This is a genomic window from Shinella sp. (assembly GCF_035998705.1).
In the GTDB taxonomy this organism is placed as follows: Bacteria; Pseudomonadota; Alphaproteobacteria; order Rhizobiales; family Rhizobiaceae; genus Shinella.
In genome coordinates this window covers 43,303-68,974 of record NZ_DASYHH010000012.1, presented here as the reverse complement: position 1 = coordinate 68,974, position 25,672 = coordinate 43,303, and the positions used below count along the sequence as shown (strand labels likewise).

The window sequence follows — 25,672 nt, the reverse complement described above, 5'->3', positions numbered from 1 at the left end:
ATGGCAAATATGCGCGCATTCATCTCCAGCCAGCCGATCATCCTGGTGCTCGTCGCCCTCGTCGCGGTCTTCACGCTTATCGCCGATGGCTTTGCCGATGCCGCCAATATCAGCAATGTGCTGCGCCAGACATCGATGCTCGGCATCGTCGCGATCGGCATGAGCATCGTCGTTCTGACCGGCGGCATCGACCTTTCTGTCGGTGCGGTGGTGGCGCTTGCGACGGTTCTCGTCGCCGGCATTGCCAACACGCATCCGCCGATTTTGGGCATCAATCTCGCGCTCATCGCCGGGGCAGCGATGGGGTTCATCAACGGCATCCTGATCGCCGGCCTTCGCCTCCAGCCGATCATCGTGACGGTTTCGACAATGGCGATCGTGCGCGGCCTCGCCATGTGGCTGTCGGATTCACGTCCCATTTTCGGCACGCTGCCGAAAGCGTTCTTCCAACTCGCCGAAGGCCTGATCGCCGGCATTCCGGTGCCGGTCATGATTTTTGCCATCTTCGCCGTCGCGACGATGCTTTTCCTGGGAAATACCCGGACAGGGCGCGCCATCTACCAGATCGGTGGCAACGAGGAGGCGGCTGTGCTCAGCGGCATCAAGGTGGGTGCCACCAAAGTGATCGCCTACACGCTCTGCGGCACGTTCGCTGCCGTTGCCGGCATCATCCTGACCGCCCGCATGCAATCGGGCGATGCGGTGCGGACCGGTATGGGCTGGGAGCTCGACGCCATTGCCGCCGTTGCGGTCGGCGGCATCTCGCTGATGGGCGGCCGCGGCCATCTCGTCGGCGCCATCTGCGGCGTGCTAATCATCGGTTTCCTCGCCAATGCCTTCAACCTCATGGGCATCAACCCCTATTGGCAACGCATCGTGATCGGCCTCGTGCTGGCCGTGGCGGTGGTTGCCTATAACGAGCGCATCCGCGCGTTCCTGGTCTGCCGGCGGCGCGGGCAACAGCCGGCCCAAGGCCTGCCGGCGCCCGCGGAATGATCGTACCGATTTCTTGAAACCAAACAGGTGTTTGCAATGTCTCATCGTCAATACGGGCTCTGGATCAACGGCGCGGTCGAACGGCCCGCGGAAAACCGGACCTATGACCGCCACTCTCCGGCCACGGGCGAACCGGTCGCGAGCGTCTGCCTCGCGACGCCGGAGGATGTCGGCCGGGCGGTCGCGTCCGCCAAGGCCGCGTTCAAGTCGGGGGTCTGGTCGAAAATGCCGGCGATCGAGCGCGGCAAGATCGTCCAGCGCTTTGCAGACCTTGTCATGGCCGAACTCGATCACCTCAGCGTCATCGAGGCGGACGAGGCGGGCAAGACCATGGCAGCCGCCCGCGGCGAGATCGAATGGTCGGTGGAGCTAGCGCGCTTTGCCGCCACGCTGGCCTGGAACATCCCGGGCAGGGTGGTCAACCACGAGGGCGCCGACAAGCTCGGCCTGGTGACTTATGAGGCGCTGCCGGTCGTCGGCATGATCCTTCCCTGGAATTTCCCGACGGTCACGCTTTTCCAGAAGCTGCCCTATGCGCTGGTTGCCGGCTGCTCGGTGGTGATCAAGCCCTCGACCTTCACGCCGGGCACGACGCTGGAATATGCCCGCCTCGCCAAGGAGGCCGGAATTCCCGACGGCGTGATTTCCGTCCTGCCGGGCAACGGCGACGAGGTTGGGCGCATGCTTTGCCTGCATCCCGATATCGACATGATCTCCTTCACGGGCTCGACCGATGTCGGCAGGGAGATAGCCGGTCTCTGCGGGCAGACGCTCAAGAAGGTGGCGCTCGAACTCGGTGGCAAGGGCGCCAACATCGTCTTCGCCGACGCCGATCTCGACGCTGCCGTGGACGGCGCGCTCGCCGCCTTCACGATCAACCAGGGCGAGGAATGCTGCGCTGGCGCCCGTCTTCTCGTCGAGAAGTCGATCGCGGGTGATTTCGTCGCTCGCCTCGCCACCAAGGCCCGCGCCTTGAAGCTCGGCACGTCGAAGGATGCCGATGCGGATCTCGGCCCCATGATCCACGAGCAGCACCACGCCAAGGTGCTCTCCTACATCGAAACGTCGAAACGGGAAGGCGCGACGCTCGTGACGGGCGGCGGCCGGCCGGCGGACCCGAGGCTCGATGCGGGATATTTCGTCGAACCGACGATCTTCACGGGCATTACGCCCGAGATGACCATCTTCAACGAAGAGGTCTTCGGCCCCGTTCTCGGGGTCACGACCTTCGAAAATGAGGCGGAGGCGATCGCGCTCGCCAATGCCACGCCCTATGGCCTTGCCAACGGGGTCTGGACGAAGGATATCGATCGCGCCATGCATGTATCCGCCGCGCTCGAAAGCGGCTTCGTCTATGTCAATTGTTATCTCGAAACCGTACCCCAGCTGCCTTTCGGCGGCGCCAAGGCAAGCGGGCTCGGACGCGAGAACGGCACGGAGGGCCTCCTGGAATTCATGCAGACCAAGTCGACCTTCATGCGCCTTCGCGCCACGCGCTGAGCACCATCCGACCTCAAGGACATTATCAATGAAGCCAGTTCGTTTTGGTATTCTCTCGACCGCAAAGATCGCACGCGATTGGGTCATTCCCGCCATGAAGGCGGTGGACGAATGCGAGGTCGTCGCCATTTCGTCGCGCGACTTGGAGCGCGCGGCCTCCGCCGCCTCCACGTTCGACATCCCGCGGCACTATGCATCGCTCAGCGAGATGCTGCGCGACGATGCTGTCGAGGCCATTTACATTCCCACGCCCAACAATTGCCATGTCGACGAAGCCATCGAAGCGTTGGAGGCCGGCCGGCATGTGCTCTGCGAAAAGCCGCTCGGGCTCGATGCAAAAGAGGCAGAACGCCTCCAGGCCGCCCAGCTGGCGACGGGCCTTCAGGTCTCCGAGGCGTTCATGGTGCGCTATCATCCGCGCTGGCTTGCCGCGCGTGACATCATCCGCAGCGGCAGGCTCGGCCGCGTCACGCAGATTCACGCGACCTACAGCGTCATGAACGACAATCCCGACGATATCCGCTTCCGACCGGAACTGGGCGGCGGCGCGCTCGGTGATGTCGGGATCTATCCGGTTACGGCCGCGCGCTTTCTCTTCGAAGACGAGCCGTTCGCCGCCACCGCCACCTTCGAGCGGCAGTCGCCCGATGGCGTCGACATCGCCGTCGCCGGCATGCTGGAGTTTCCGGGACACCGCAATCTGCTCTTTTCAGGTGCGCTGCTCCAGGCCTGGTCGCACTGGATCATGGTGACAGGCACGGAGGGATGGATGGAGTTGCCGGTGTCCGTCTGGCCCTCCGCACAGCAGGAAACCGTCATCCGTCTGCGCGGCCGCGACGATCTCTATGACCAGAATATCGAGACGATCCGGTTTCCGCCGGCCAACCAGTATGAGCACGAGGTCCGCACCTTCGCGCGGGCTGTCCGCGGCGAAATCGAACAGCCCTGGCCTATCTCGAATGCCGTCTCGGGCATGCGGGTGCTCGATGCGATAAGGCAGTCGGCCGCCACGGGCGCACGAATCCGGATCGATGGTTAGCTGGCCTCATCGCAGGCTCATGCCGGTCGTCCGATGGCTACATTGCTGCTACAGCAGCGGCGAACGACCTTTCCCTGACAAACTTTAGCGTGCGCGGGCGCGATAAATGAAGTCTGGTGGTGCCCCAACTTGTTTGGCAATGATGAGATCCACGATCTGTCGTGCCGGTGAGCGGTGGCAGACCGGATCGGCTGCGTTGGGATCGGAGGCGAGTGCCATGGCCTGGCAACGGCAGCCGCCATGATCACGGTCCCGGCGGGCGCAGCTGCGACAGGGCTCCTGCATCCATTCGTGGCCGCGAAACGCGTTGAAGGCCGAGCTGTCATACCAGATATCGGCGAGGCCGCGGTCTGTCACCCGATCGAACTGAAGGCCCGGTATCGTCGCTGCGGCATGGCAGGGCAGGGCGGTGCCGTTGGGGGCGATGTTAATGCCGGTCGAGCCCCAGCCCCCCATGCAGGCTTTGGGATAGTCCGCGTAATAATCCGGCGGAACAAAGTCTATCACCAGTCGACCGGCAAAGGCTCGTCTTGCCTCCGCCACCGCGTCCTTCGCTCGCATGACCTGATCCCGGGACGGCAGGAGGGCCGCCCGGTTCGCCAAGGCCCAGCCATAGAACTGGACACAGGCGACCTCGATCCGGCGCGCTCCGAGATCGGCGGCAAAGGCAATCGCCGTGTCCATATCGTCGATCGTATGACGGTGCATGACGGCATTGACCGTGAGGGGAATGCCGCGCTGGCGAACCTCGCCCGCGAAAGCGAGCTTGCGGGCAAAGCCGCCTTTGTAGCCGCCGATCCAGTCGGCCTTTTTGGCGTCTATGGCCTGCAGCGAGAGCTGCACGTGATCGAGCCCTGCCGCCTCGAGCGCATCGAGCCGCGCCGGGGTCAGGCCGATACCGGACGTGATCAGGTTCACGTAAAGCCCTGCGTCGCGTGCCGCTTTGACGAGTTCTTCGAGATCACCCCGCGATGCCGGTTCGCCGCCGGAAAGATGCAGTTGCAGAACGCCGAGACCGGCAGCCTCGCGAAAGACGCGCGCCCAGACGTCCGTCGGAAGCTCTTTTTCGCGAGCCGTCAATTCGAGCGGATTGGAACAGTAGGAGCAGGAAAGCGGACAGCGATGCGTGAGCTCCGCCAGCATGGCGATCGGCGGGCCGGGACGCTCGGTCATTGGTAATCCACCAGACGCTGGGCGACCAGCCCGTCGAGAAAGACGCGGATGTCGGCTGCCACATCCGGCTCCGGCGCGCCATAACGCTCCGCCAGCCGGGCGGATATCGCCGCGAGCGTCGATTTGCCGTCCACCTCCTGAAGGATGGCGGTGCCGATCTCGTCGAGCAGCAGCGCGCGTTCCGGCACAAGCAGCACCATGGTGTCGCGGACCCGGTCGTGATGCAGGCGCGTGCCGCGCGGCAGGAGGGGAACGGGATCGGTGCTCATGGGCGATCCGCCATCTGTCCTTCGCCCGGTTTCCAGGCACCCGGCGGTATATGGCCTTCGACATAGCCGCTCCAGAGCGCGTCGAGCTGAGCCCAGAGCACGTCCGTCTTGAATGTCAGGGCGGCGACCGCCGCTTCCTGGTCCGCACGCGTCACGGCACGGGTCAGCACCCATTCGAGCGTGAACTGCACATCCTTTGGCGCTTCCGTCAGGCGGTGGCCGAAATAGGCGATCGTTTCCGGATCGGCGAAGTCGTAATGCGCCAGCAGGCCGGCGATGCGCTGCGTATGGATGGCGGGCGCAAACATCTCGGTCAGCGAGCTTGCCATGGCGGCGATGAGCGGCTCGTCGCGCACGAAGCGGATATAGGCATCGACGATGAAGCGCGTGGCCGGCATCACGCCGCGGCCGGAGGCGACGTAGGCGGGATCGAGCCCGACGCCCTGCGCGAGCCGCAGCCAACGGCGGATGCCGCCGCCATCCTCGACCGCGCCGTCATGGTCCTCGATGCGCGACCGCCAGATGCGGCGCAGATCCGGGTCGCGACAGCGCGACAGGAAAGCGGCGTCCTTCATGGGGATCGAGGACTGGTACTGCCAGCGATTGATCACCCAGGCCTGCACCTCGTCCATGGTGCATTGGCCGCCATGCAGGCGATCATGAAACCGGTGTTTGTCATGATAGCGCGCCTCGCCGACCTGGCGCAGGCGCGCCTCGAATTCCGCGCGGCTCAAGGGCCAGTCTTCGTGCCTCGGGCTGATGTTCACAGGATTATCTCCATGCCATCCGTCGCAATCTCCCATCCGGCGGCCGTGATCGCCGCGCGGGCATTGCTTTCGGGCATCAGCGCCGGATTGGTGTTGTTCACATGCGTGTAGATGCGCCGTCCCCGAAGCCGGGAGAGGCGTTCGAGCGAGCCGTCCGGTCCGCTCATCGCCACATGCCCCATGCGGGCTCCGGTCTTGGGGCCGGTGCCGGACGCCGGCATTTCGTCGTCGCTCCAGATCGTCCCGTCGAACAGCACGACGTCGGCTGGCTCCAGCCGTGCGACGAGCCAGTCGCGCAGGGCCGCGCAGCCCGGAACGTAATGCACGTCGTGTCGCGCCGATTGCAGGCGCAACCCTACGGTCTGTTCTCCCATCAATTCCAGGTCCAGCGCCTCGCCTTCGAGATAGAGCGGAATCTTTCCGGGCACCGCATAGGCCGTGATGGTCAAGCCCGGCAGCGGACTGAAGGGCCGATCGAGGACGATGGTTTTCCGCTCGACCAGCGCGGGATCGAGAACGCCGAAGACCGTGTTCTCCGAGAGAACCCGATGCGTGGCTTCGGTCGCGTAGACGGCCAGGGCCGTTTTCTCGCGCAATGTGAGAAGACCGGCAATATGATCGACATCGCCGTTGGTCAGCACCACCGCCTTGACGGGGCTGCCGCGCAGGCTCGTCGGGTGCAGCGATGCACAGGCGGCAAGCTGGTGGCGCAGATCCGGAGAGGCGTTGAGCAGAACCCAGTCGGGACCGTCGATGCTGACGGCCAACGTGCTCTGCGTCATGGCGGGGATCAGGCCTTCGCGCGCTGCGGCACATTGCAAACAGCCGCAGTTCCATTGGGGCAGGCCGCCACCGGCGCCTGCCCCGAGAACGGTGATACGCACAGCGCCCCGTTCAGAACGGATGGTCGGGACGCGGATCATCTTCCGACGGGCCGTACATGTTGATTTCCATGCCGCAGGCAATGTCTTTGACGACGGGTTTCTTCCAGGCCATTTGTCTCTCCTCCAGAATGTGGACAGTTCACCCTGTCAGGCTGCGCCCGTCCGCCCGGCTTCACAATGCGACCAAGGTCTCAGTTCACCGCCGCTGCCGCCAGCGCATCGAAGGCAGCCGTCATGCGCTCCGCCGCTTTCTTCGGCAGCTTCACCGCTTTCGCAGCGTCGAGATTGGGGGAGCCATCGCCGACCCGGATGAGGGCGACCATGCCCATGCTGTAGTGCGGCGAGCATTTCACGCCGTAGAAGCCGGGCTCGCTGACCGTCAGGATATATTCCTGGTTCACCTTGCTCTTGAAGGGTTTGACGCCCTCGGGAAGCATGCCTTTGATGCCCTCGACATTGTGGCTCTTGTCCGTCGGGATGAAGCGGATCGTATCGCCGGGTGCGGCCGCGATGGCGGCCGGTTCGAAGACCATGGCGCCGCTTTCGCCCTTATTCATCATCTTGACGGCGTGCTCGGCCGCCTGTGCCGCGCCGCTCGCAAGGATCATCAGGGCGGTTGCCGCGAGTAGCTTCTTCATGTCCTTCCTCCTCCAATTCAGGTGGAAGGGATGTCCCATCTGGCACGCCGTGTCGCAATGCGACCTTGGTGCCGGGTCAACTGGCGTGCAGCACGAAGGCCTCCAGCGCGTCCGCGGCGATGGGTTTGTACATGACCTCGATGCCCGCGGCGTCCGCGGCAAGCCGCGTCTCCGGCGTGCGGTTGGCGGTGAGCAGGCGGGTTGGGCGCTCGCCATATGCCGCGTGCAGCGCCAGCACGGTTTCGATGCCGGTGAGCGTGCCGTCGAGCTGCTGGTCGATCAGGTAAAGGTCGGGCACGATCCCGATCTCTTCCAGCAGGGAGAGCGCCTCTTCGCCGCTTGCCGCTTCGAGCACGCTGACCCCGCGCCGCTCCAGGAGCAGGGAGATGGCGCGGCGCAGGTCTTCATCGTTCTCCACGAGAAGCGCGATGCGATCTGAGTTGTCGCCCGGCTCCTCGAGTATGGCCGGTGCGGTCTCTCGATAAGCCGGTTTGGCGTGGTGCGGAACAACGGCCAGATCGACTGCGAAACAGGTGCCACGCCCCGGTTCGGAGTAAAGCGCCAGCCGGTGGCCAAGCAGGCCGCAGGCCCTTTCCACGATCGCAAGGCCGAGCCCCATCCCCTCGGACGCCGAGGCGGAGCCCTGGATGCGATGGAATTCACGGAAGATCGATTTCTGCTGGTCGGCTGCGATGCCGGGTCCGGTGTCATGCACCTCGATGCGCACATGCCCTTTCACCCGCCGCGGACCGACGAGGACACGGCCGCTGCTCGTGTAGCGGATGGCGTTGCTGATCAGGTTTTGCAGGATGCGGCGCAGGTAGGTCGGGTCGCTGGATACGGTCAGGCCACAGTGCAGAATGTCGAGCCGCAGGCCCTTGCGGGCGGCAATGGGGGCGAATTCGTCGGTCAGCTGGTTGAGCAGAAGGGAAAGGGGAACCGGGCCGATGTCGACCGCAGCGCCGCCGGCTTCCAGACGGGAAATGTCGAGCAATGCGCCGAGAATCCCCTCCACGCTGACAAGGGCATTGTGCGCCTTTTCCAGCGTCCCGCACATCGGCGTGGCGCCCGCGTCGTCACGCGCGGCCGCGACGAAGAGTTTGGCGGCGGACAGCGGCTGCAGGAGATCGTGGCTTGCCGCCGCGACGAAGCGGACACGGGCGGAACTGGCGCGCTCGGCTTCGGCAAGCGCTGCCGCAAGATCCCCGGTGCGCGCCGCCACCCGCGCTTCCAGCGAGCTGTTGGCGCGGATCATGGCGTGGATGGCAAGGCGCTCGCGCGTCACATCGGCAAACGACATGACGAAGCCGCGCCCCGGCATTTCCTGCGCAAAGACGTCGAGGATGATGCCCGAAACATGCTGGAGTTCGAAGGACAGGGGTTCGCGCGGCAGGCGGCCGTCGATCCATTGGCGCAGCATGTCGGCGGAAAAACCGTCGCTGAGGGTGATCGAGCGGGCAATGCGATCGGCCAGCAACTCGAACGGCGTTCCCCGCCGCAGCAGCCGCGGCGGAATGTCGAGAAGCTGCGCGACGCGGCCGTTCCAGCCGGCCAGCCGGCGGTTTGCGTCGAAGATGCCGACGCCCTGCTTGATGTGTTCCAGCGTTGCGCGGATCATGCGGGCCTGGTCGTCCAGCAGCTTGCCGCGTTCCGAGCGCTCCATGCGGATGATGTCGGTGATATCGGTCTGGAGGATGACGGTGCCGCCATCGGCGGTGCGCTGCTCGCTGACCTGAAGCCAGCGGTCGCCGGTCAGCCCGACATTGAAGACCTGCCGGGTTCGATGCAGGCGCATGCGTTCCGCGGCCCACGCCTTGACCGTCACACCTTTGGGAAAGGCCAGCATCGTGGAACGGCTGACGACTTCCACATAATCGGCAAAGGCGATGCCGGGAAAGAGCTTCGAGCGAACGTCGGTGAGGTCGCGACAGAAGCGGGAATTGCACAAGACGAGGATGTCGGCGGGATCGAAAAGGGCGAAACCTTCATCGACCGCCTCGATCGCCTGGGACAGGTCGCGTCTCGCCCGCTCGGCGGCGCTGTTGGCGTCATTGAGCTGCTTGAGCGTTGTTTCGAGGTCGCGCGTGCGCTGGCGCACACGGTCCTCCAGAACGGCGGCGCGGCGGAACTGCTCGAAAGCCGCACCCCTGTCGCCGGAATTCTGCTCGACATGGCGGATGAGGGCGTCGGAGATGACGAGCATCTTCTCGAGATTGCGCCTCTCGCCATCGGAGGGGTCCAGCAGTCCTTCGGACAGGGATGTGTTCATGGATCGCTTCCCGAGACGATGGTGCCGGGCGGGTAAAAGGCAAAGCCGGTCATCGTATGGTTGATGTGCATCGGGCCGATCTGCTCGCCATAGGTCGAAAAGCCGATGACGCCGTGTTGGCGCAACAGCTCCGACACACGCCCGCTCATCTGCCTTTCCTGAGCCTCGATACGCCGAAGGATGCAGTCGAAGGCGAGAATGGCGACAGGGTTGCCGGGCTGCTTCAAGGCCTGCAATTCGCCGGCGAGGTGCCCGACGAGATCGCGTGGTTCGGCGATCGTGAGAACCATGCCTTCATCGATCGCGGAAAAGAACAGCAGCTCTCCGGAAGGCAAGACGCGCTGGATGGCACGCACGTGATGCCGTTCTCCCATGCGCACGGTCAGCGGGTGGATTGCGAATGTGAGCGTGTCGACGCTTTCCGGCTGCATCCCGATAAGGCGGGCATATTCGCGCACCGCGGGCTCGGCATTGATCTGCCGCACGATGCGGGCGGCCGGGTCTGCCTCCGTCACGACCATGCGGCGCTCGGTGGGCCTGACATGATCCATCTTGAAGGCCTTGAGAGGACAGGCGCCGCGCATGACGGAAATCACCGCCGCATTCGCCAGAAGCCGCTTGTCGTCGAAGACGAGAGTTTCGCGGAAGGTCGTGCCGTCGCCGGCCGAACCGCCGATCAGCGGCATCGCCCCTGTTCCGGCTGCAAGCGCTGACGCGAGCTCGTCTTCGCGGGCGGACAATCCATCGACCAGAAGCAAAGCGAATTCTTCCGGCAGGTGCCCGTGATCGCGAGCGAGCGTCAGCCTTACTTGAAGCAGCGCATCCGAAAGGTCGCTTGCCACGAGTTGGGACAGATCGGGAATGAGCAGCGTTTCCGCCGCAAAATGGCGCGCGCGAAAGCCGATGGCGACGATGCTTCCTTCGTCATATCCGGCGCCGGAGATTTCTCCGGCGGTGGTACAGCCGGCAATGCGTGCGTCCGGCCACGCCTTTGCCGCGTCCGAAACGATCGCCGGCACGTCGGCGTCCGGCGATACGAACAGCAGGACGAGCGAAAACGGGCCGGGGCCAAGGCTTGCAGCCAGCCGCTCGACCGCGTTGACGTCATGCGCCGACACGAGCGCACGCGTGATGAACTGTTCCTCCACGGGCGATGGCCTCCTCCGCCGGTTCCCCCGCCGTTCAGTTTAGAGCATCTGGCGCGGGCAAGCGCCAGCGCGGATTGCGTTCAGGCGTCGGCCGCCATGACGTTGAAACTTGCCTCTTGCGCAAAGAGCACCGCCTGCATGCGCGTCTGCACGCCGAGCTTTCGCATGATGGCTGTCACATGCGCCTTCACGGTGGTTTCCGCGATGGAGAGCTCATAGGCGATATGCTTGTTCATGCGGCCGGCGCAGACGAGCTGGAGGATGCGCGCCTGCTGGCGCGTCAGCAGCGACAGTCGCTTGACGGCTTCCTCCGATGGCGTGGGTGTTGCGGCTTCCAGCGCCATCTGGCTTGCGTGGACTTCGCCGCGTGCGATGACGGCGAAGGCTTCTCGAAATTCTTCACGCGAGGCATGTTTGGGCACGAAGGCGTTGATTCCGGCCTTCAGCGCAGCCCGCACGACGCGGATCTCGTCGAGCGATGACACGACGACGATCGGCGTTTCGGGAAGCGCGCGGCGCAGGCGCACCACCCCGTCCAGTCCGTTGACGTCGGGAAGATTGAGATCCAACACCACGACATCGGGCAGGGGGCCGGTCTCCAGTCTTGTAAGTGCGGCATCCAGCGTTCCGACGGCTTCGATGTCGGGAATGCCGACCGAGCCGGTGAGCGTCATCGCCAGCGCATCGCAAAATAATGGGTGATCATCGACGATCAACGCCGATTTCAGCGTGCGTACGTGTTTCTCGGGGACTGGAATTGGCATCATGCGAAATTCCCGAAAGGGCTGGCGATAGCTTAGCATCGAATTCGTCCGTCTTCATCGGCGTTTTTTGGGCCTGTGCAAAAAGCGGGAAGCCGGGCGTTTCCGCCCGGCCCACGTCCTAGTCCAGCGATGCAAGTTGTTTCGGTAGACGGAAGGTCCAGACCATGCCGCCCTGGTTGAGATAGTTGACCTTCTTGGCCACTTCCCCACCCCAGAGCGGAACCGCGCCGCCCCAGCCGGAAATTACCGAGACATATTGCTCGCCGTCCTGTTCCCAGGTCACCGGCTGGCCGACGATCCCGGAACCGGTCTGGAACTTCCAGAGTTCCTCGCCGGTCTCATTGTTGAGGGCGACGAAGTCACCTTCGGGCGTGCCGAAGAAGACGAGGCCGCCGGCGGTGGTCATCGCGCCGCCCCAGAGCGGCGCGCCGTTCTTGTATTCCCATTTGATCTCGCCGGTATTGGGGTCGATCGCCTTCAGGCTGCCGATATGGTCTTCGAAGAGCGGCTTGATGGTGAAGCCCGCACCGAGATAGGCCGCACCCTTCTTGTAGCTGATCGGCTCGTTCCAGATGTCCATGCCCCATTCGTTGGAGGGAACGTAGAACAGGCCGGTCTTCGGGCTGTAGGCCATCGGCATCCAGTTCTTGCCACCGAGGAACGACGGAACGGCGAAGACCTGCTGGCCCTTGGCGCCATCGGCGGCAGCAGCGGCATCACCCGGGCGGTTGTCCTCGTTGTAGATCGGGCGGCCCGTCTCATCGATGCCCTTTGCCCAGCTGATGTTCTTCACGAAGGGATGGGCGGAGACGAACTTGCCGTCCTCGCGGTTCAAGACGTAGAAGAAGCCGTTGCGATCGGCTGTCGCAAAGCGCTTGTTGCCGTCCTTGTCGACAAAGGGCACGACCTCGTTGACGCCGTCGAAATCCCAGCCTTCGCGCGGCGTGGTCTGGAAATGCCACTTGATCTCGCCATTTGCCGGATCGATGCCGAGGCGCGATGCCGCATAGAGGTTGTCGCCCTTGTTGCCGTCCACCGGTTTGCCGGCGCCGCGCAGGTGGCTGTTCCAGGGCGAGGGGTTGCCGGCGCCGAAGACGAGCGTCTTCGTGTCTTCATCGTAGGAGCCGCCGAGCCAGGTCGCGCCGCCGCCGGTCTTCCACATGTCGCCCGGCCAGGTCGCGTTGAGCGTCCCGGTCATCGTGCTTTCCTTGCCATTGAGGGTGCCCATGTGACCTTCGATCACCGGACGGGTCCAGACGAGTTCGCCGGTTTCGGCATTACGTGCCTGCACTTCTCCGACAACGCCGAATTCGCCGCCGGAATTGCCCGTGACGACGAGACCGTTCACGATCAGCGGCGCGGCGGTGTAGCTGTAGCCTTCCTTGTAGTCGGCGATCTTCTTGTTCCAGACGACATCGCCCGTCTTTCGGTTCAATGCGACGAGGCGGGCGTCAAGCGTGCCGAAGTAGATGTTATCGCCGAAGATAGCCGCACCGCGGTTCACCACGTCGCAACAGGGCAGGATGCCTTCCGGCAGGCGCGCATCGTACTGCCAGACTTCCTTGCCGGTTTTGACATCGATGGCATAGAGGCGGCTGTAGGAGCCGGTAATGTACATCATGCCGTCGTAGATGATCGGCTGGCTTTCCTGGCCGCGCTGCTTTTCGCCGCCGAGTGAAAACGCCCAGGCCGGCAGCAGGTTCTTCACGTTCTTCGTGTTCAGCGTTTCCATCGGCGAAAAGCGCTGCAGGCCGCGCCCCATGCCGTTGGTCAGGACGTCGCCGGCGGTTTCGGCGTCCTTCGCGAGATCCTCTTCCGTGACGCCGGCCTGTACCGCACTCGCACAGGCAATGACCGCAACAGCGGCCAGAACGAGACTCCTCATAGTATCCTCCCACTCCGTACCCGCAGATGGATGCGGGCTCCATGGTGTGGATCATCTGCCGACTCTTCCGCCGGATGAATTGGACCTTGGTCGTAATGCCCGCGTTCCCAAGCCCCGCAGAACCCCCCAATAGGTCGTATATCGGGCCGCCCACGCGGTGGATAGCATCGCCCGATTAAGGGGAGGAAGCCGATGACGATCATGAGAGCGCTTGCCGGGGCGGCGGTCGCCGCACTTCTGTCCGCCCTGCCGGCGGGCGCCGAAACACCCGTCGTGCGCGTTGCGCTCCAGCTTTCAGGAACCGTGAACTGGGAGGTCGACACGATCCGTCACTATGGTCTCGACAAAGCGAACGGGTTTTCGATGGAGGTAACCGACATCGCCGGCGCCCCCGCGGCACAGATCGCGCTTGTCGGCGGAGAGGTGGATGCGATCGTCTCCGACTGGCTATGGGTGGCGCGGGAGCGTGCGGCCGGACGTGATGTCGTCTTCATCCCCTATTCACGCGCTGTCGGAGGGCTGATGGTGCCGGCGGACAGCGCAGCCAAGTCTCTTGTCGACCTGGAAGGACAAAAGATCGGCGTCGCCGGCAGTCCGGTCGACAAGAGCTGGCTCGTTCTGCGCGCCTATGCCCGCAAGGTCGAGCATTTCGATCTGGCCGGATCGACCGAACAGGTCTTCGGCGCGCCGCCGCTCATCTACAAGGCCGCGCTGGACGGAGAGGTACAGGGCGCCTTGAATTTCTGGAATTTCGGTGCCCGCATGCAGGCGGCGGGCATGCGAACGCTTGTTAACGTCGATGACGCGGTCGCAGCACTGGGGCTCGATCCGGAAACACCGCTGATCGGCTACGTGGTGCGCGGGGAGGTCCTGGAGACGCATCCGGGGCTTGGCGAGGCGATCGCGGCGGCGTCCCGTGCCGCGAAGGACAAACTTGCCTCCGACCCGGCAGCCTGGGAGCGCATCCGGCCGATGATGCATGCAGAAACCGAGGCAGAGTTTCAAGCCCTGAAAGCGGGATTCCTCGCCGGCACGCCGAGCCCGGGTGCGGTGGACGAAAAGGCTGCTGCCCGCATGCTTGCCATCATGACCGAATTCGGCGGTGCCGATCTGGTCGGCGACCTGAAAGAGCTGCCCGATGGCGTCTTCCACCACCCCGGCAGTTGAGCCCGTCCTCACGCTCGACCTTCAACGCGGCGGGCCGGGCGGTGTGCTCGGCCCGATGATGTTTTCGCTGGCGCCGGGCGAGACCGTGGCAATGACCGGCCCGTCGGGTGTCGGCAAGACGTCGCTGCTGCGCGTCGCCGCCGGCCTCGATCGCGGCTTTGTCGGGCGGCGCAGGGCGACCGAGCGGCTCGCGATGGTTTTTCAGGAGCCGGTGCTTCTGCCATGGCGCACCGCACGCGACAATCTGACGATCATTGCCCGCATTTCCCGCGAGGAGGCGCAGCGCTGGCTTGAGGATGTAGGGCTTGCGGGGCTTGCAGATCGCTTTCCCGGCATGCTCTCCCTTGGGCAGCAGCGCCGTCTGTCGCTGGCGCGTGCCTTCGCATGCGCACCCGATCTCCTGCTGATGGACGAACCGTTCGTCAGTCTCGACCCGGCGCTCGCCTCGGAGATGATGGGGCTTTTCGAGCGGCTTATTGCGAAGCGACCATGTGCGACCCTTCTTGTCACGCATGTGCATGCCGAGGCCGAGCGGCTCGCCGCCCGTACTTTACGGCTCGAGGGGCGCCCGGCGCGGATCGTCGAAGCGGATCAGAATGCCGGTGCGTATTTCCAGTTGTCGGCGTCCGGCGTCACCACGTCGAGATCGTAGTCGCTCGCCTGCAAGCGCTTTGCCGTGGGAAGGCCGCTACGGGCCGCGTCATCGACGTATCGACGGCCGAGCGCACGGTCTTCCGCAACCCCGCGGCCGCGCATCAGGTCGAGCCCGTAGTTCAGCTTGCCGACCGGATCGCCGGCCTCCGCGGCCCTGCGGTCCCATTCGGCGGCGGCATCCGGGTCTTCGATGCCTCCCAGGCCGTTATCGTCGAGCTGCGACATCCAGGTCATCGCCCCGGTCCAGCCGGCGGCCGCGCAACGCTCGAAAAGTTCACGCGCCATCGCATGGCGACCCGACTTGGTCATGTAATAGCCGGTCGCGCAGATGGTCATGCTCGTGTGCCCCTCCGCGACATCCTTCATGACCCGATTGAGCGTGAGCTCTTCCGGGTTGAGCGTGCCGCCCGCCGCCGCATCTGCCTGCGACAGCGCAGCACTCGGGAAAAGCAGCGGAAGGCCGGCGGCAAGAGTGGTGAGGCGCATGCGGTTCTCCTTGATGGTCGGCGGTCAGGCCTTGCGTGCGGCCAGGCCTCGGGCCGGATCATAACCCCAGACGGCAACGAGGCCGAAAAGGACGAAAGCCGCGAGGGTGACGGCAAGGGCGGTCATGTTGCCCTTGGCATAGAGGGCAAAGCGGATCAGCTCGACCGCATGGGTGAAGGGGTTGAGCGCACAGAGATCCCGCAGGCGCGGGGAGGCCTCGGCCATCTTCCACAGCGGATAGAGCGCCGAAGACAGGAAGAACATCGGAAAGATGACGAAGTTCATCACGCCCGCAAAGTTTTCGAGCTGGCGGATGAAGGAGGAGAGCAGCAGGCCGAGTGCCCCGAGCATCATGGCGGCGGCGGCCATCGCCGGCGCTGCGGCCAGGTAGCCCTGCCAGGGAAACCGGATACCATAGAGTGCCGCGATGGCGAGGAAGGCATAGGCCTGGAACACGGCGATCAGGCTTCCGGCGAGCAGCCGGCAGAACAGCAGCCACCAGCGTGGCAAAGGTGCTGTCAGCAAAAGCCGCATCGATCCCATTTCGCGATCGTAGACGAGGCTCAACGAGGATTGCATGCCGCTGAACAGCAGGATCATGCCGACCAGCCCCGGCACGATATAGATCTCGTAGGTAATGTAGGTCTGGTAGGGCGGCGTGATCGAGAGGCCGAGTGCCGCCCGGAAACCGGTCGCGAAGACGAAGAGCCAGACGAGGGGCCGCACGAGCGCGGCGATCAGCCGTCCGCGCTGGCCAAGGAAACGCAATGCCTCGCGATGGAGGATCGCTCGCAGCGCGACGAAGGGGTGCGACCCGAGGAAACTCGTCGCTTTGGCCTCGATGGAAGGAAGCGTATCCGTCATGCCGGCTCCCCGGTCATTGCGAGAAACTGGGTCGTCAGATCGGCGCCTCCGATGGCACCGGCTTCTCCATCGGCCAGCACTTTGCCGCGATGGAGAATGACAAGGCGATCACCCGGCCGCACTTCGTCCACCAGATGGGTCGCCCAGAGGACTGTCAGCCCCTGCGAGGCGAGATCGTGCACATGCTGCGTTATGGCGGCGCGTGAGGCGGCATCCAACCCGACCGTGGGCTCATCGAGCAGCAGAACTTCCGGCCGGTGAAGCAGGGCGCGGGCAATCTCCATGCGCCGACGGTGGCCGCCGTTCAGCTTCGCGGTCCTCTCTCCGGCGCGTTCGGCCATGCCCAGCCGATCGAGTACCGCCATGGACCGGATTTCCGCTTCCCGCCCGGAAAGCCCATGGAGGGCCGCAAAATACAGGAGATTGCGTTTGACGCTGAGGTCGAGGTCGAGGGTGGAGGATTGGAAGACGACGCCCATTCGGGCGAGGGCGGCGCGGGGCGCAAGGGCCATGTCGTGACCGGCAACGACGATACGCCCCGTGCGCGGGGTGAAGAGCCGCGTGAGCATGCCGAACAGCGTGGATTTCCCGGCGCCGTTCGGCCCGAGAAGGGCGCAGAATCGGCCGGGCTCAACGGCAAAAGACACGCCGTCGAGCGCACGCCGCGCGCCCCAGTCGTGGCTGATGCCCTCTACGGTCAATCCACTCATGGCCTGCTCATTCTATGGTGATGGCAACCTGCTGCGTATCGCCGGTGCTGCCGGGAATCTTGAGGTAGTAGCTGCCCGGCTTGATGGCGATGAAGCTGATTTCCGCTTTGCCCGCCTCGTCGAATTCGATGGAATCGATGCCGAGCGGCCGGATCTCGATACCCTCGATCACGATCTCGTTGACCCAGACTGCGCGGAAGAAACCGGCACCTTCCAGCGCCAGTTCCTGGCTGCCGTCCGCCTTGATCTCCAGCGTGTAGTATTTGCCGGATTTCAGCGTCAACTGCCCCTTGGAGATCGGCTGGCCTGCCGAAAGCGTGAATTCCGGCAGCGCCTCTCGATTGGATTTCGACAGGACGCCGGCAAGACCCATGCCCGTCTCGGCCGGCGCATCGTCGTCATCATCCGCAAGTGCCGTGAACGGCATGGCGAGCAGCGCGATCGCCAGCAGAATTGCTCTCTTCATCGTATTCCTCCTCTTCGAATCTTATGGCCGGGTCGCCGCGCCCCAGGGGAAGCGGCCGACCTTGATGGATTTCACCGGCTCCAGCGTGGCGACATCGACGACGGTGACGTCGCCGGAAACGCCGTTGGTGGTGAAAAGCTGGGTGTGATCCGGCGAGAAGGCGAGGTGCCAGACCCGCCGGCCGACGAGGATGTATTTCTCGACGACGAACGTATCGGCATCGATCGCCGCCACATGGTTGGACGGGCCAAGTGCGACAAAGGCCGTCTTGCCGTCCGGCGTGAATTCGAAGCCGACAGGCTGGATGAGATCGGCATTGACGCCGGTGATCTCGAAACGGATCTTTGCCTTCTCCGCCTGTGTCGCCACGTCGAAGACGGTGATCGTGCCGCCGATCTCGGAAGACACCCACAGTTCCGTGCCTCCCTTGGCGAATTCGGCGTGGCGCGGGCGGGAATCGACGAGCGTATTGGCGAAGATCGTCTTCTTGTCTGTATCGATCCAGTGCGCCATGTTCGTCGTTTCCGACGTGGTGACGACGATCCTGCCGTCGGGCGAGACGGCCATGCCTTCCGGTTCGATGCCGACATTGATCTGTCCGACGACCTTGCGTGTCTCGACATCGACGACCGTGGTAACCGCATCGTCCTCGTTGGCGATCCAGAGGTGCCGGTCATCGGGTGCGAGCACGAACTGTTCGGGATCTTCGCCGGAGGGCAGATCATGCAATACCTCGCCGGTCGACGGGTCCATCACCTGGACCGTGTCGCTGTCGGAGGCGCAGATATAGACGCGGCTATGGTCGGAGTTGAAGGTAATGCCGCGTGGTCGCTCGCCGGTCTTGATGGTGCGCACCACTTCAAGCGTCGCGGTGTCGATGACGGAGATCGTATCGTCCTTCTCATTCGTCACCCAGATTTCGCCGGCGGAGGCCTGAAGCGGGGCAGCGGCCAGCAAGGGCGCGATCAGCAGGGCGGGCAATCTCATGTCATCCTCCAAAAGCAGTGCAGGCGCTTTCGGGCCGGTCGAGGCCCAGCGTATCCATTTCATTGGTCTGGTGCAGATAGCCGTCGAGCGGCGCGAGCTCGACAAGCGCGCGGGCATTGACGACCGCCATCGGCTGGCGGAGCTGTCCGTCCCAGGCGCGATAGCTGAGGCTGCGGCCCTTGAAGCCGTCGAGGGCAAATTTGTCCGACAGAATGAAAGCGCGAAGCACCGCCGGATCGGCGGTATTGGTTCGCGTCACGGCCTCGCCGATGGTGCGCAATGCCGCCCAGGCAGCGTAATCGCGCGACCCCATCTCACGCCCAGCCGCCTTCTCGAAGCGGTTCTGGAGCTGCACGGCGGCCCATTGCTCGAGAACCGGCGCCCAGCCTTCGCCACGCAAGCCGTCGGACCCTGCCACGGGACGCGGCAGCCAGGTGTTATCCTGCACATAGCGCGCGAAATCGTCAGCCTCATCGGCGATCAGCAGGACGTCATGGTCGGGAAAGTCTTGCGTGAAGAGCGGGATTTCCTGGCCTGCGGCGCGCCGAAGGTCCGTATCGAAGGTCCAGTCCTTGGAGGCAAGCACGTCGACACCGAATTTCGCGGCGGAGGCACGCAGCGTTTCCGCAAAGGCCCGGTCTTCAGGCTTGGGGCCGACGATGAGGACGGTGCGCGTCCAGCGCCGTGCCTTCAGCACCTGCATCAATGCGTCCGTGCGCATGGCGTCTTCCGCCATGGCGTGCAGCACGTTGGCCCGGCAATCCCCGTCGCGCAGGCGCTTGGCTCCGGACGCAACGTTGAAAAGGAGCACGCCTCTGGCTTCAGGCAGGTCGGCGATTGCCAGGATTGCTTCGGGAGGGGCATCCAGGAAGATGATTTTCGAGGCGGCAAGTATCTTGCGGGCGGCCGCGAGAAAATCACCACCCGGTTCGACCGAAACCAGATCGAGATTATAGTTGTGGCCCATGAAGCTGCCGGTGGTTTCGGTGTCGGTCAGCGCCACTTCAGCGCCGGCGATGCCGCGGTCCTGCGGCACGGGGTCGAGATTGGAGAGCACCGGCGGCATCTCCACTTCCTGCCTGAGATAGGTCATCTGTATCGCGATCTCGGCCGCGGCCGATGAGGCCCAGCAGATGAACGCGGCCGCAAGGCATACGCCCTTACGCCCCGCTTTGAAGGTTCCCGTCATGCCACATCCTCCCGCCGTCAGGATGGCGGGATGGTGCATGGCTCGAAATACGACCTTGGTGCCATGCCGTCGCGACCTAGGTCGCATATCCCGCCGCGCTCATGCTGCCGTACAAAATGCGCAGCTTGAAATGCGACGGAGGACCGTATGTCGGCCAATATCATTCGCGGCGGGATCGCCATATTCATCCTGATGGCGACGACAAGCCTGGTGATCGCTCACGGCGATGTCGCGCCGCAGCCGGTCAACACGGATGCACTTCCGGAAGTGGGCGAGGAATGGGGCGCTGAAAACCCTTATCGCGAGGCGAAGGCCGGTCATGACGTCTGGCTGAAGGCCGTCGAGATCGGCGGGTCGGGATACACCCAGAACTGCGCGCGCTGTCATGGCCTCGGCGCGGTGTCGGGCGGTCTGGCGCCCGATTTGCGCTTCCTCGAGGCAGAGGAAGTTGGCGACGAGTGGTTCATCGAACGCTTCCGTCACGGCTACACCCAGGACGGTACGACCAAGATGCCGGCCTTTGGCGATATTCTCGGCCAGAAGGCGGCCTGGGCGATCCGCACCTATGTGGAAACGCGGCCGGAAGACGGGGCGCTCGATGCGCATGCACAGCGCCTGCACGAGATCCGCGACGAACTCGGCAGTGGCAAGGTGGCCGATACGGCGGCGATCAAGAAGGAACTGGAAACGATCGCCACCGAGGTGAAGACGGCATCCGGCGCGCCGGTGGCAGACAGCGTCACCTACGAGGCCGCGCGCATTCTCTCGGACAAACCCGAAAGCTGGAAGAAGGCGGCCGAGGTGCTGACCGTCGGCCTTTCGGCCACGCAGTAGACTGCCATGCTGCGCCGCGCCCTTCTGGCATTCGTGATCGGCGTGGTCCTTCAGGGCCGCGCCTTTGCGCGTTGCGAGGATTATGTGCCTCAGGCCAAGCCGCAGAATACCTTTGCGCAGGATGTCGGACGGGAGTTCGACCGGATCATCGAGGACGGTTGGATCGAGTTTGCCGTCTACGAAAACTATGCGCCCTGGTCCTACGAAGAAAAGGGCAAGGCTGCCGGCGTGGATGTCGAGATCGGCCGCGTGATTGCTGAGGCACTCGGCGTCGAGGCGAAGTTCCGTCTTGTTGCGGCCGGCGAGAATCTCGAAGCCGATCTGCTGAACTATGTCTGGAAGGGGGCCGCCGTCGGCGGCCGCGTCAGCGACGTGATGCTGCACGTGCCCTATGACAGCGCGCTGGTCTGCCGCATCGAGCAGGTGAGCTTCACCGGACAATACGCCACGGAAAACATCGCGATCGCCTACCGCGCAGCCGACTACGAGGAAAAGGGGCCGACACCGCCGTTCTTCCGGTTCGATCCGGTCGCAGTCGAGAACGACGCTATCTCGGATTTCTACCTCACGTCATTGATCGGCCCGGTGGACAAGATCCGTCGCTATCGCTCAACCGCTGCTGCGATGGACGGTCTGGCGAAGGGCGATACCAAAGCGGCGATGGGGCCTCGCGCTGAACTGGAGGCCGGGATCGTCCGCCATCCGGACGCCGGGCTGAAGGTCCATTCGCCGCCCCTCGTCGGCTTTGCGCGCGGAAGCTGGACGGTCGGCGTAGGCGTGAACTTCCAGCATAAAGATCTCGCCTATGCGGTTGACGAGGCTATTGAAAATGCACTAGCCGATGGGCGGATCGCCGGGATTTTCGCAGCGCATGGCCTGACCTTCACCCCGCCGAAACGGTAGAATCAGAAGGTCGATACGTCTCCTGCCTCGTCGACGGCCGTCACGCGCGTGATGTCATGAACACGGCGCAGTGTCGCGCGAATTTCATCCGGTGCCATCAGGCAGAAGGCGGTCGAAAAGCCGTCCGCCGCTGCCGCACTTTCCGCCTCGACCGAGATCGTCGACCAGCAGGGCCGTTCGCCGCGTGGTCCGAGAATATGGAAGCCGGTTCCAAGCATCATCGCCGAAGGGCTCGAGGTGGCGATGGCGTTTCCGGCGAGGCGACGGGTGGCGACCGGACCCAGGGCGGGATCTTCGATGGAAACGGTGAACGGACCGCCGATGGCGGCAAATTCTCCCATGTCCACGAGCGCCTGCGCATAGCCGTGTGCGAGCAACAGGCGACGCACCCGATCCGCCGCATAGCCCTGCGCGATGCCGTTCATGGTCAGGGCTTGCCCATTACCCAATCGGACCGTCGAACCAAGGCGCACCCGGTCCCAACCGATCGTGGTGCATGCGTCGGTGGTGTCACGCCCCTCGGCGAGTGCGCGCCAGAGCGGCTGTACCGTCGGATCGAACCGTCCACCCGTTGCCCGGTGCATCCGGTCTGCCAGACCCAGGAGATCAACAAGAGCGGTTGGAGGGTTCTCCAGCCGACCCGTGGCATTCAGCCTGCTTAGGGCGGACGTGGCCTTAAACAGGCTGGCCGCCGCCTCGACCTCCGCAATCGTGTCACCGATCTTGCCGGCCACATCCTGGGCCAGGCCGCGCGGACCGCGCAGCTCGACGCGCACCGTGCCGCCCAGCATGTCTGCCTGCCAGGTCGCTATGCCGGCACGGGCGCCGCCGGCGAAAGCGGCCGCCGCAGCGATGAACAGGAAGCGTCGGCGCCTCATGCCCGCACCTCCGCCGTGGCATGTGCCCGAACCGGCGCACGCCTTCGCTGCGCGAGTACCAAAGGCACGCACTGGGCCTTGTCGTCGTGGATGGATACGCAGTCAAGGCATTGGAAACATTCGCTATAGGCGATGTCGCCCGCCTTGCGGATGGCGCCGTAGGGGCAGCGCACCCGGCAGAGCTGGCACGGTGAACCACATTCGACACGACGGGGTATCCAGCGTCGCGTCCGCAGCATTCCACCGAGCGCCATGACCGCGCCAAGGGGGCAGACGTAGCGACAGAAGCCCTTGAACGTCGTTGCCGCGAGAAGCAACCAGAAGACAGCGTAAGCGACATAATACCATTCGCGCTGGAAGAGCGTGGTGACCGCCGTCTTGAAGGGCTCGATCTCGGCGGCGATTTCAATTTTTGCGGGCGCGAGAACGGTGACTGCGATCAGGCCGGCGAGGGAGAGCCATGCGCCTGTCTTTAGCCGCCTGTCCCAGAGCGGCGAGGGGTTCCATTGCGGCAGCCGAAGCAGGCGGCCGGCATGATGGGCGAATTCCTGCATGGCGCCGAACGGGCAGAGCCAGCCGCAGAACAGGCCGCGTCCCCAGAGAACAAATCCGACGATCGCGGCGCCCCAGATGACGAGGGAAAAAGGATCGTAAAGCAGAACCGCCAGGCTGCCGCCATCGTTGGCGGTCCGCAGTGCTGCAAGCGGTGTGACGATGGAAAGCTGGCCTTGTCCCCACCAACCGACGAAGCCGACCATCACGCCGAGGAAGGCAAGCCGCACCGGGCGCAGCACCGTCGGCGCGGAAAGCCGGTGCATGCCGGGGCCGACGGCGCCGAGCAACCCTGCAAGCAGAATCCCGAGACCAGCAAGGTCCCATTTCCGATCGGCGATCGCGGCCTGCCAGGGTGGCAGCGCCACGGACATTTCCGGACGGACGAAGAATGCGGGGTCAGCCTTCAAGGCGAGCGGAAAGTGCGCCGAGCCCATTTCCGGCTTCAGCATGCCGTGGGCGCGCACGGCCTGGGCGGTGAGCGTCCAGTCGCGGGTGGGGTCGAAGCCGAGCCGGCGGTCGATCCGCAGGATCATCGTCGTCCCCTGCGGCACATCCCGTCTTGTCTCGACCATCATGTCGGCATCGCGAAGGGCTACGGGCAGACCGTCCTGCATCGCCGCAAGCCTGTCCGGCGCGGTGTTGCGCACGAAATCTGACGAGACGAGGCCATGGCGGCCGGCATCGATGACAAGCAAGGGCTCGTCGTCCGGCGACACGCGCAGCAGGCGTTGAAGGTCGGTAAAACTCTCCTCGCTCAACACTGCCCGGGCGATGGCCGGGGGGCCGATATCGACCGCCCACAGATCGAGGAAGAAGCCCTGCGGATCGTCCGCCGCCTCGGGGTCGTCATGCGCCCAGATCGTCGTCGCGAAGCCCTTGTCCAGTTCGGCGTTGGTTACCTTCAGGTTCCGCGCCAGTCCGCGCTCGACCAATTCTCCCCAATCCAGTTTCTCGTCGATCGCCGGATCGGGATGCACCGGCGGGCTGCTTGCCACGCCCTGCATCTTCTCCCTCGCGACGGCGAGGGTTGCGGCAAGGATCGATTCATGCGCGATGCGAACGGAGGCGGTGGCTTTGGTGACGCCGTCGAGATAGACGAGGTCGGAGCCGCTGCCGGCGTCGCCATAGGGCGTGCCGACGACAAGCGCCTCCCGGATGGAGTGTCCCCGGTACTGTTCCAGGAATGCACGCAACGGCGCTTCCCCCAGGCCCGAAACGAAGATCGGTTCATTGTGCGCGATGAGGCGCACATCGAGAAAACGTCCATCCCGGTCGATCGTCACGAGCATGTTGATGGGCGCACCCGAGAAGCCCGGCAGCGGCGCGAGCGGGCCGGTCTCGAAAACATAACCTGCCTCCGCCCCGCCGGAATTCAGCAGCGTCCAGACGCCCTGGTCGTTTACCTGTTGGCCCAGCGCATACGGCGGTACGATCATGTCCGCCAATGCGTCCCGATCGAGCGGTGCGGCCGCGGCCATTCGAGCGTAGACGAAGACGGCAAAAACGAGAATGCCCAGCACGGCCAAGCGTCGTCCCATGGCATGATCCTCCCGCCCTGATTTCTATGCCGCGGGGAAACCGACGCCATACGACCAAGGTCGGGGATCGGCTGTTCGACCGGCCAGCTAGAATAGGTCTGGTTTCTTTTGTTTTCGTTTGTCTTTTCGGGGAAACCGGTCCCCGCTTTTCCGTGACAAACTCTCTGATCGGTCCGGGAGATTTCGCATGTCGCAAAAGAGCCTCGCAGACCGCCTGCAAGGGGGTGTCTTCCTTCTTTCGCTTGGCCTGTTCGGGCTTTTCTGGGCGGCGCTTGCGGCGTTGAAGGCAGACCCGACCGTGCTTCCGGGCCCGGTCGAGGTCGCCCGCGTTTTCTGGTCGGAAGCCCTGTCCGGACGATTGGTGCGCGAACTAACGGCGACCCTTCTACGCGTCACCGCTTCTTTTGGCCTGGCCATGGCGGCGGGTTGCCTGCTGGGTTTTCTTCTCGGCCGCCATAGGGCGCTGAACCGCTGGGCCGATCCATGGGTGACCATCTTCATGAACCTGCCCGCGCTGGTCCTGATCGTGCTCTGCTATCTTTGGATCGGGTTGAACGAGGTCGCGGCCATCGTCGCCGTAACACTCAACAAGGCGGCCATGGTGTTGGTCACCGTGCGGCAAGGCGTCCATTCCTTCGATCCGGCGCTGGACGACCTGGCACTGGTGTCACGACTGTCACGACGCGACCGGCTTCGCCATCTCGTCCTGCCGCAACTGGCGCCGTGGCTGGCGGTCGCCGCCCGCAACGGCATCGCCGTCATCTGGAAGATCGTGCTCGTCGTCGAGTTCCTCGGCCGGTCCAACGGTGTCGGTTTTCGCATCCACTTATATTTTCAACAGTTCCAGACCGCGCATGTGATTGCGTACTCTATTGCCTTCATCGGCGTGATGCTGGTCGTGGACCATGCGCTTATCCGGCCATGGGAGGAACGATCGAATCGTTGGAAGACAACCCATGCATGACACCGAAGGCCGATCTGCCGTCGCGGCAGAAGACTGTGCTGAACCGGGGGATGCCGCGTAGGGATAGGGACCTTCTGGCGTCCCCGTCATCGGCATCTACAGGTCTGAGACACTGCGTCAAGCCAGCCCGTCTTACCGCGCGGCT

General features: G+C 64.3%; 26 protein-coding genes. 8 read left to right on the top strand and 18 right to left on the bottom strand.

Annotation, left to right across the window (positions count from 1 at the left end; translation table 11 throughout):
• Genes VGN93_RS10140 through VGN93_RS10130 form a run of 3 tightly spaced genes read left to right on the top strand, consistent with a single transcriptional unit; the run spans position 1 to position 3,535 of the window.
• The gene (locus VGN93_RS10140) at positions 1–996 is read left to right on the top strand and encodes an ABC transporter permease (RefSeq protein ID WP_327507405.1); all 996 of its coding nucleotides are present in this window, start codon (positions 1–3) and stop codon (positions 994–996) included.
• Positions 997–1,032: 36 nt separating this feature from the next.
• Positions 1,033–2,496 (top strand): aldehyde dehydrogenase family protein, encoded by a 1,464-nt coding sequence (locus VGN93_RS10135; protein WP_327507404.1) that lies wholly within the window; start codon positions 1,033–1,035, stop codon positions 2,494–2,496.
• A 28-nt stretch (positions 2,497–2,524) separates the two neighbouring features.
• Positions 2,525–3,535: a Gfo/Idh/MocA family oxidoreductase gene (locus VGN93_RS10130; RefSeq protein ID WP_327507403.1), complete on the top strand. Its 1,011-nt coding sequence runs from the start codon at positions 2,525–2,527 to the stop codon at positions 3,533–3,535.
• A gap of 84 nt (positions 3,536–3,619) precedes the next feature.
• On the opposite strand, the gene pqqE is transcribed toward VGN93_RS10130, so the two are convergent.
• The 10 genes from pqqE to VGN93_RS10080 form a co-directional block, all read right to left on the bottom strand.
• On the bottom strand, positions 3,620–4,708 hold the full coding sequence (gene pqqE, locus VGN93_RS10125; RefSeq protein WP_327507402.1) for a pyrroloquinoline quinone biosynthesis protein PqqE: 1,089 nt from the start codon (positions 4,706–4,708) through the stop codon (positions 3,620–3,622).
• Positions 4,705–4,977 (bottom strand): pyrroloquinoline quinone biosynthesis peptide chaperone PqqD, encoded by a 273-nt coding sequence (gene pqqD, locus VGN93_RS10120; protein ID WP_327507401.1) that lies wholly within the window; start codon positions 4,975–4,977, stop codon positions 4,705–4,707. Before pqqD ends, pqqE begins: the two co-directional genes overlap by 4 nt.
• A complete protein-coding gene (gene pqqC, locus VGN93_RS10115; protein WP_327507400.1) occupies positions 4,974–5,744 on the bottom strand; it encodes a pyrroloquinoline-quinone synthase PqqC in 771 nt (256 codons plus the stop codon). The genes pqqD and pqqC overlap by 4 nt, the downstream gene beginning before the upstream one ends.
• Positions 5,741–6,667, bottom strand: a complete 927-nt coding sequence (gene pqqB, locus VGN93_RS10110) for a pyrroloquinoline quinone biosynthesis protein PqqB (RefSeq protein WP_327507399.1) — start codon at positions 6,665–6,667, stop codon at positions 5,741–5,743. The genes pqqC and pqqB overlap by 4 nt, the downstream gene beginning before the upstream one ends.
• Entirely contained in the window at positions 6,639–6,740 is a 102-nt protein-coding gene (gene pqqA / locus VGN93_RS10105; protein WP_319316463.1) for a pyrroloquinoline quinone precursor peptide PqqA, read from the bottom strand. The genes pqqB and pqqA overlap by 29 nt, the downstream gene beginning before the upstream one ends.
• Positions 6,741–6,819: 79 nt before the next feature.
• The gene (locus VGN93_RS10100; protein ID WP_327507398.1) at positions 6,820–7,266 is read right to left on the bottom strand and encodes a pseudoazurin; all 447 of its coding nucleotides are present in this window, start codon (positions 7,264–7,266) and stop codon (positions 6,820–6,822) included.
• Between the two features lie 76 nt (positions 7,267–7,342).
• On the bottom strand, positions 7,343–9,535 hold the full coding sequence (locus tag VGN93_RS10095; RefSeq protein WP_327507397.1) for a PAS-domain containing protein: 2,193 nt from the start codon (positions 9,533–9,535) through the stop codon (positions 7,343–7,345).
• On the bottom strand, positions 9,532–10,683 hold the full coding sequence (locus tag VGN93_RS10090) for an FIST N-terminal domain-containing protein (protein ID WP_327507396.1): 1,152 nt from the start codon (positions 10,681–10,683) through the stop codon (positions 9,532–9,534). The genes VGN93_RS10095 and VGN93_RS10090 overlap by 4 nt, the downstream gene beginning before the upstream one ends.
• Before the next feature lie 80 nt (positions 10,684–10,763).
• Positions 10,764–11,450 carry a response regulator transcription factor gene (locus tag VGN93_RS10085; RefSeq protein ID WP_327507395.1) on the bottom strand — a complete coding sequence of 229 codons (687 nt, stop codon included), beginning with the start codon at positions 11,448–11,450 and terminating at the stop codon, positions 10,764–10,766.
• 115 nt (positions 11,451–11,565) lie between these two features.
• A complete protein-coding gene (locus tag VGN93_RS10080; RefSeq protein ID WP_327507394.1) occupies positions 11,566–13,332 on the bottom strand; it encodes a PQQ-dependent methanol/ethanol family dehydrogenase in 1,767 nt (588 codons plus the stop codon).
• A gap of 192 nt (positions 13,333–13,524) precedes the next feature.
• Between VGN93_RS10080 and VGN93_RS10075 the strand changes: the two genes are divergently transcribed.
• Positions 13,525–14,499 (top strand): ABC transporter substrate-binding protein, encoded by a 975-nt coding sequence (locus VGN93_RS10075; protein WP_327507393.1) that lies wholly within the window; start codon positions 13,525–13,527, stop codon positions 14,497–14,499.
• The gene (locus tag VGN93_RS10070; protein ID WP_327507392.1) at positions 14,471–15,151 is read left to right on the top strand and encodes an ABC transporter ATP-binding protein; all 681 of its coding nucleotides are present in this window, start codon (positions 14,471–14,473) and stop codon (positions 15,149–15,151) included. The genes VGN93_RS10075 and VGN93_RS10070 overlap by 29 nt, the downstream gene beginning before the upstream one ends.
• Here VGN93_RS10070 and VGN93_RS10065 read toward each other — a convergent pair.
• The 6 genes from VGN93_RS10065 to VGN93_RS10040 are packed head-to-tail and all read right to left on the bottom strand — an operon-like array spanning position 15,091 to position 19,855.
• Positions 15,091–15,639, bottom strand: a complete 549-nt coding sequence (locus VGN93_RS10065) for a sel1 repeat family protein (RefSeq protein WP_327507391.1) — start codon at positions 15,637–15,639, stop codon at positions 15,091–15,093. The two genes, VGN93_RS10070 and VGN93_RS10065, sit on opposite strands and share 61 nt — an antisense overlap.
• Before the next feature lie 24 nt (positions 15,640–15,663).
• Positions 15,664–16,503 (bottom strand): ABC transporter permease, encoded by an 840-nt coding sequence (locus VGN93_RS10060; RefSeq protein WP_327507390.1) that lies wholly within the window; start codon positions 16,501–16,503, stop codon positions 15,664–15,666.
• Positions 16,500–17,213, bottom strand: a complete 714-nt coding sequence (locus VGN93_RS10055) for an ABC transporter ATP-binding protein (protein ID WP_327507389.1) — start codon at positions 17,211–17,213, stop codon at positions 16,500–16,502. The genes VGN93_RS10060 and VGN93_RS10055 overlap by 4 nt, the downstream gene beginning before the upstream one ends.
• Before the next feature lie 7 nt (positions 17,214–17,220).
• Positions 17,221–17,679: a hypothetical protein gene (locus VGN93_RS10050; RefSeq protein WP_327507388.1), complete on the bottom strand. Its 459-nt coding sequence runs from the start codon at positions 17,677–17,679 to the stop codon at positions 17,221–17,223.
• Between the two features lie 21 nt (positions 17,680–17,700).
• Complete coding sequence (locus VGN93_RS10045) at positions 17,701–18,666, bottom strand: YVTN family beta-propeller repeat protein (RefSeq protein WP_327507387.1); 966 nt, start codon at positions 18,664–18,666, stop codon at positions 17,701–17,703.
• A gap of 1 nt (position 18,667) precedes the next feature.
• Positions 18,668–19,855: an ABC transporter substrate-binding protein gene (locus VGN93_RS10040; protein ID WP_327507386.1), complete on the bottom strand. Its 1,188-nt coding sequence runs from the start codon at positions 19,853–19,855 to the stop codon at positions 18,668–18,670.
• A 147-nt stretch (positions 19,856–20,002) separates the two neighbouring features.
• Between VGN93_RS10040 and pedF the strand changes: the two genes are divergently transcribed.
• Both pedF and VGN93_RS10030 read left to right on the top strand, forming a co-directional pair.
• The gene (gene pedF, locus VGN93_RS10035; protein WP_319316421.1) at positions 20,003–20,689 is read left to right on the top strand and encodes a cytochrome c-550 PedF; all 687 of its coding nucleotides are present in this window, start codon (positions 20,003–20,005) and stop codon (positions 20,687–20,689) included.
• A 6-nt stretch (positions 20,690–20,695) separates the two neighbouring features.
• Positions 20,696–21,592: a transporter substrate-binding domain-containing protein gene (locus VGN93_RS10030; RefSeq protein WP_327507385.1), complete on the top strand. Its 897-nt coding sequence runs from the start codon at positions 20,696–20,698 to the stop codon at positions 21,590–21,592.
• A 2-nt stretch (positions 21,593–21,594) separates the two neighbouring features.
• Here the strand turns inward: VGN93_RS10030 and VGN93_RS10025 are convergent, their stop codons facing one another.
• A complete protein-coding gene (locus tag VGN93_RS10025) occupies positions 21,595–22,470 on the bottom strand; it encodes an FAD:protein FMN transferase (RefSeq protein ID WP_327507384.1) in 876 nt (291 codons plus the stop codon).
• Complete coding sequence (locus VGN93_RS10020) at positions 22,467–24,563, bottom strand: 4Fe-4S binding protein (protein WP_327507383.1); 2,097 nt, start codon at positions 24,561–24,563, stop codon at positions 22,467–22,469. Before VGN93_RS10020 ends, VGN93_RS10025 begins: the two co-directional genes overlap by 4 nt.
• A 187-nt stretch (positions 24,564–24,750) precedes the next feature.
• Here VGN93_RS10020 and VGN93_RS10015 point away from each other — a divergent pair, with 187 nt between their 5' ends.
• Positions 24,751–25,527: an ABC transporter permease gene (locus VGN93_RS10015; RefSeq protein ID WP_327507382.1), complete on the top strand. Its 777-nt coding sequence runs from the start codon at positions 24,751–24,753 to the stop codon at positions 25,525–25,527.
• Positions 25,528–25,672 lie beyond the last annotated feature (145 nt).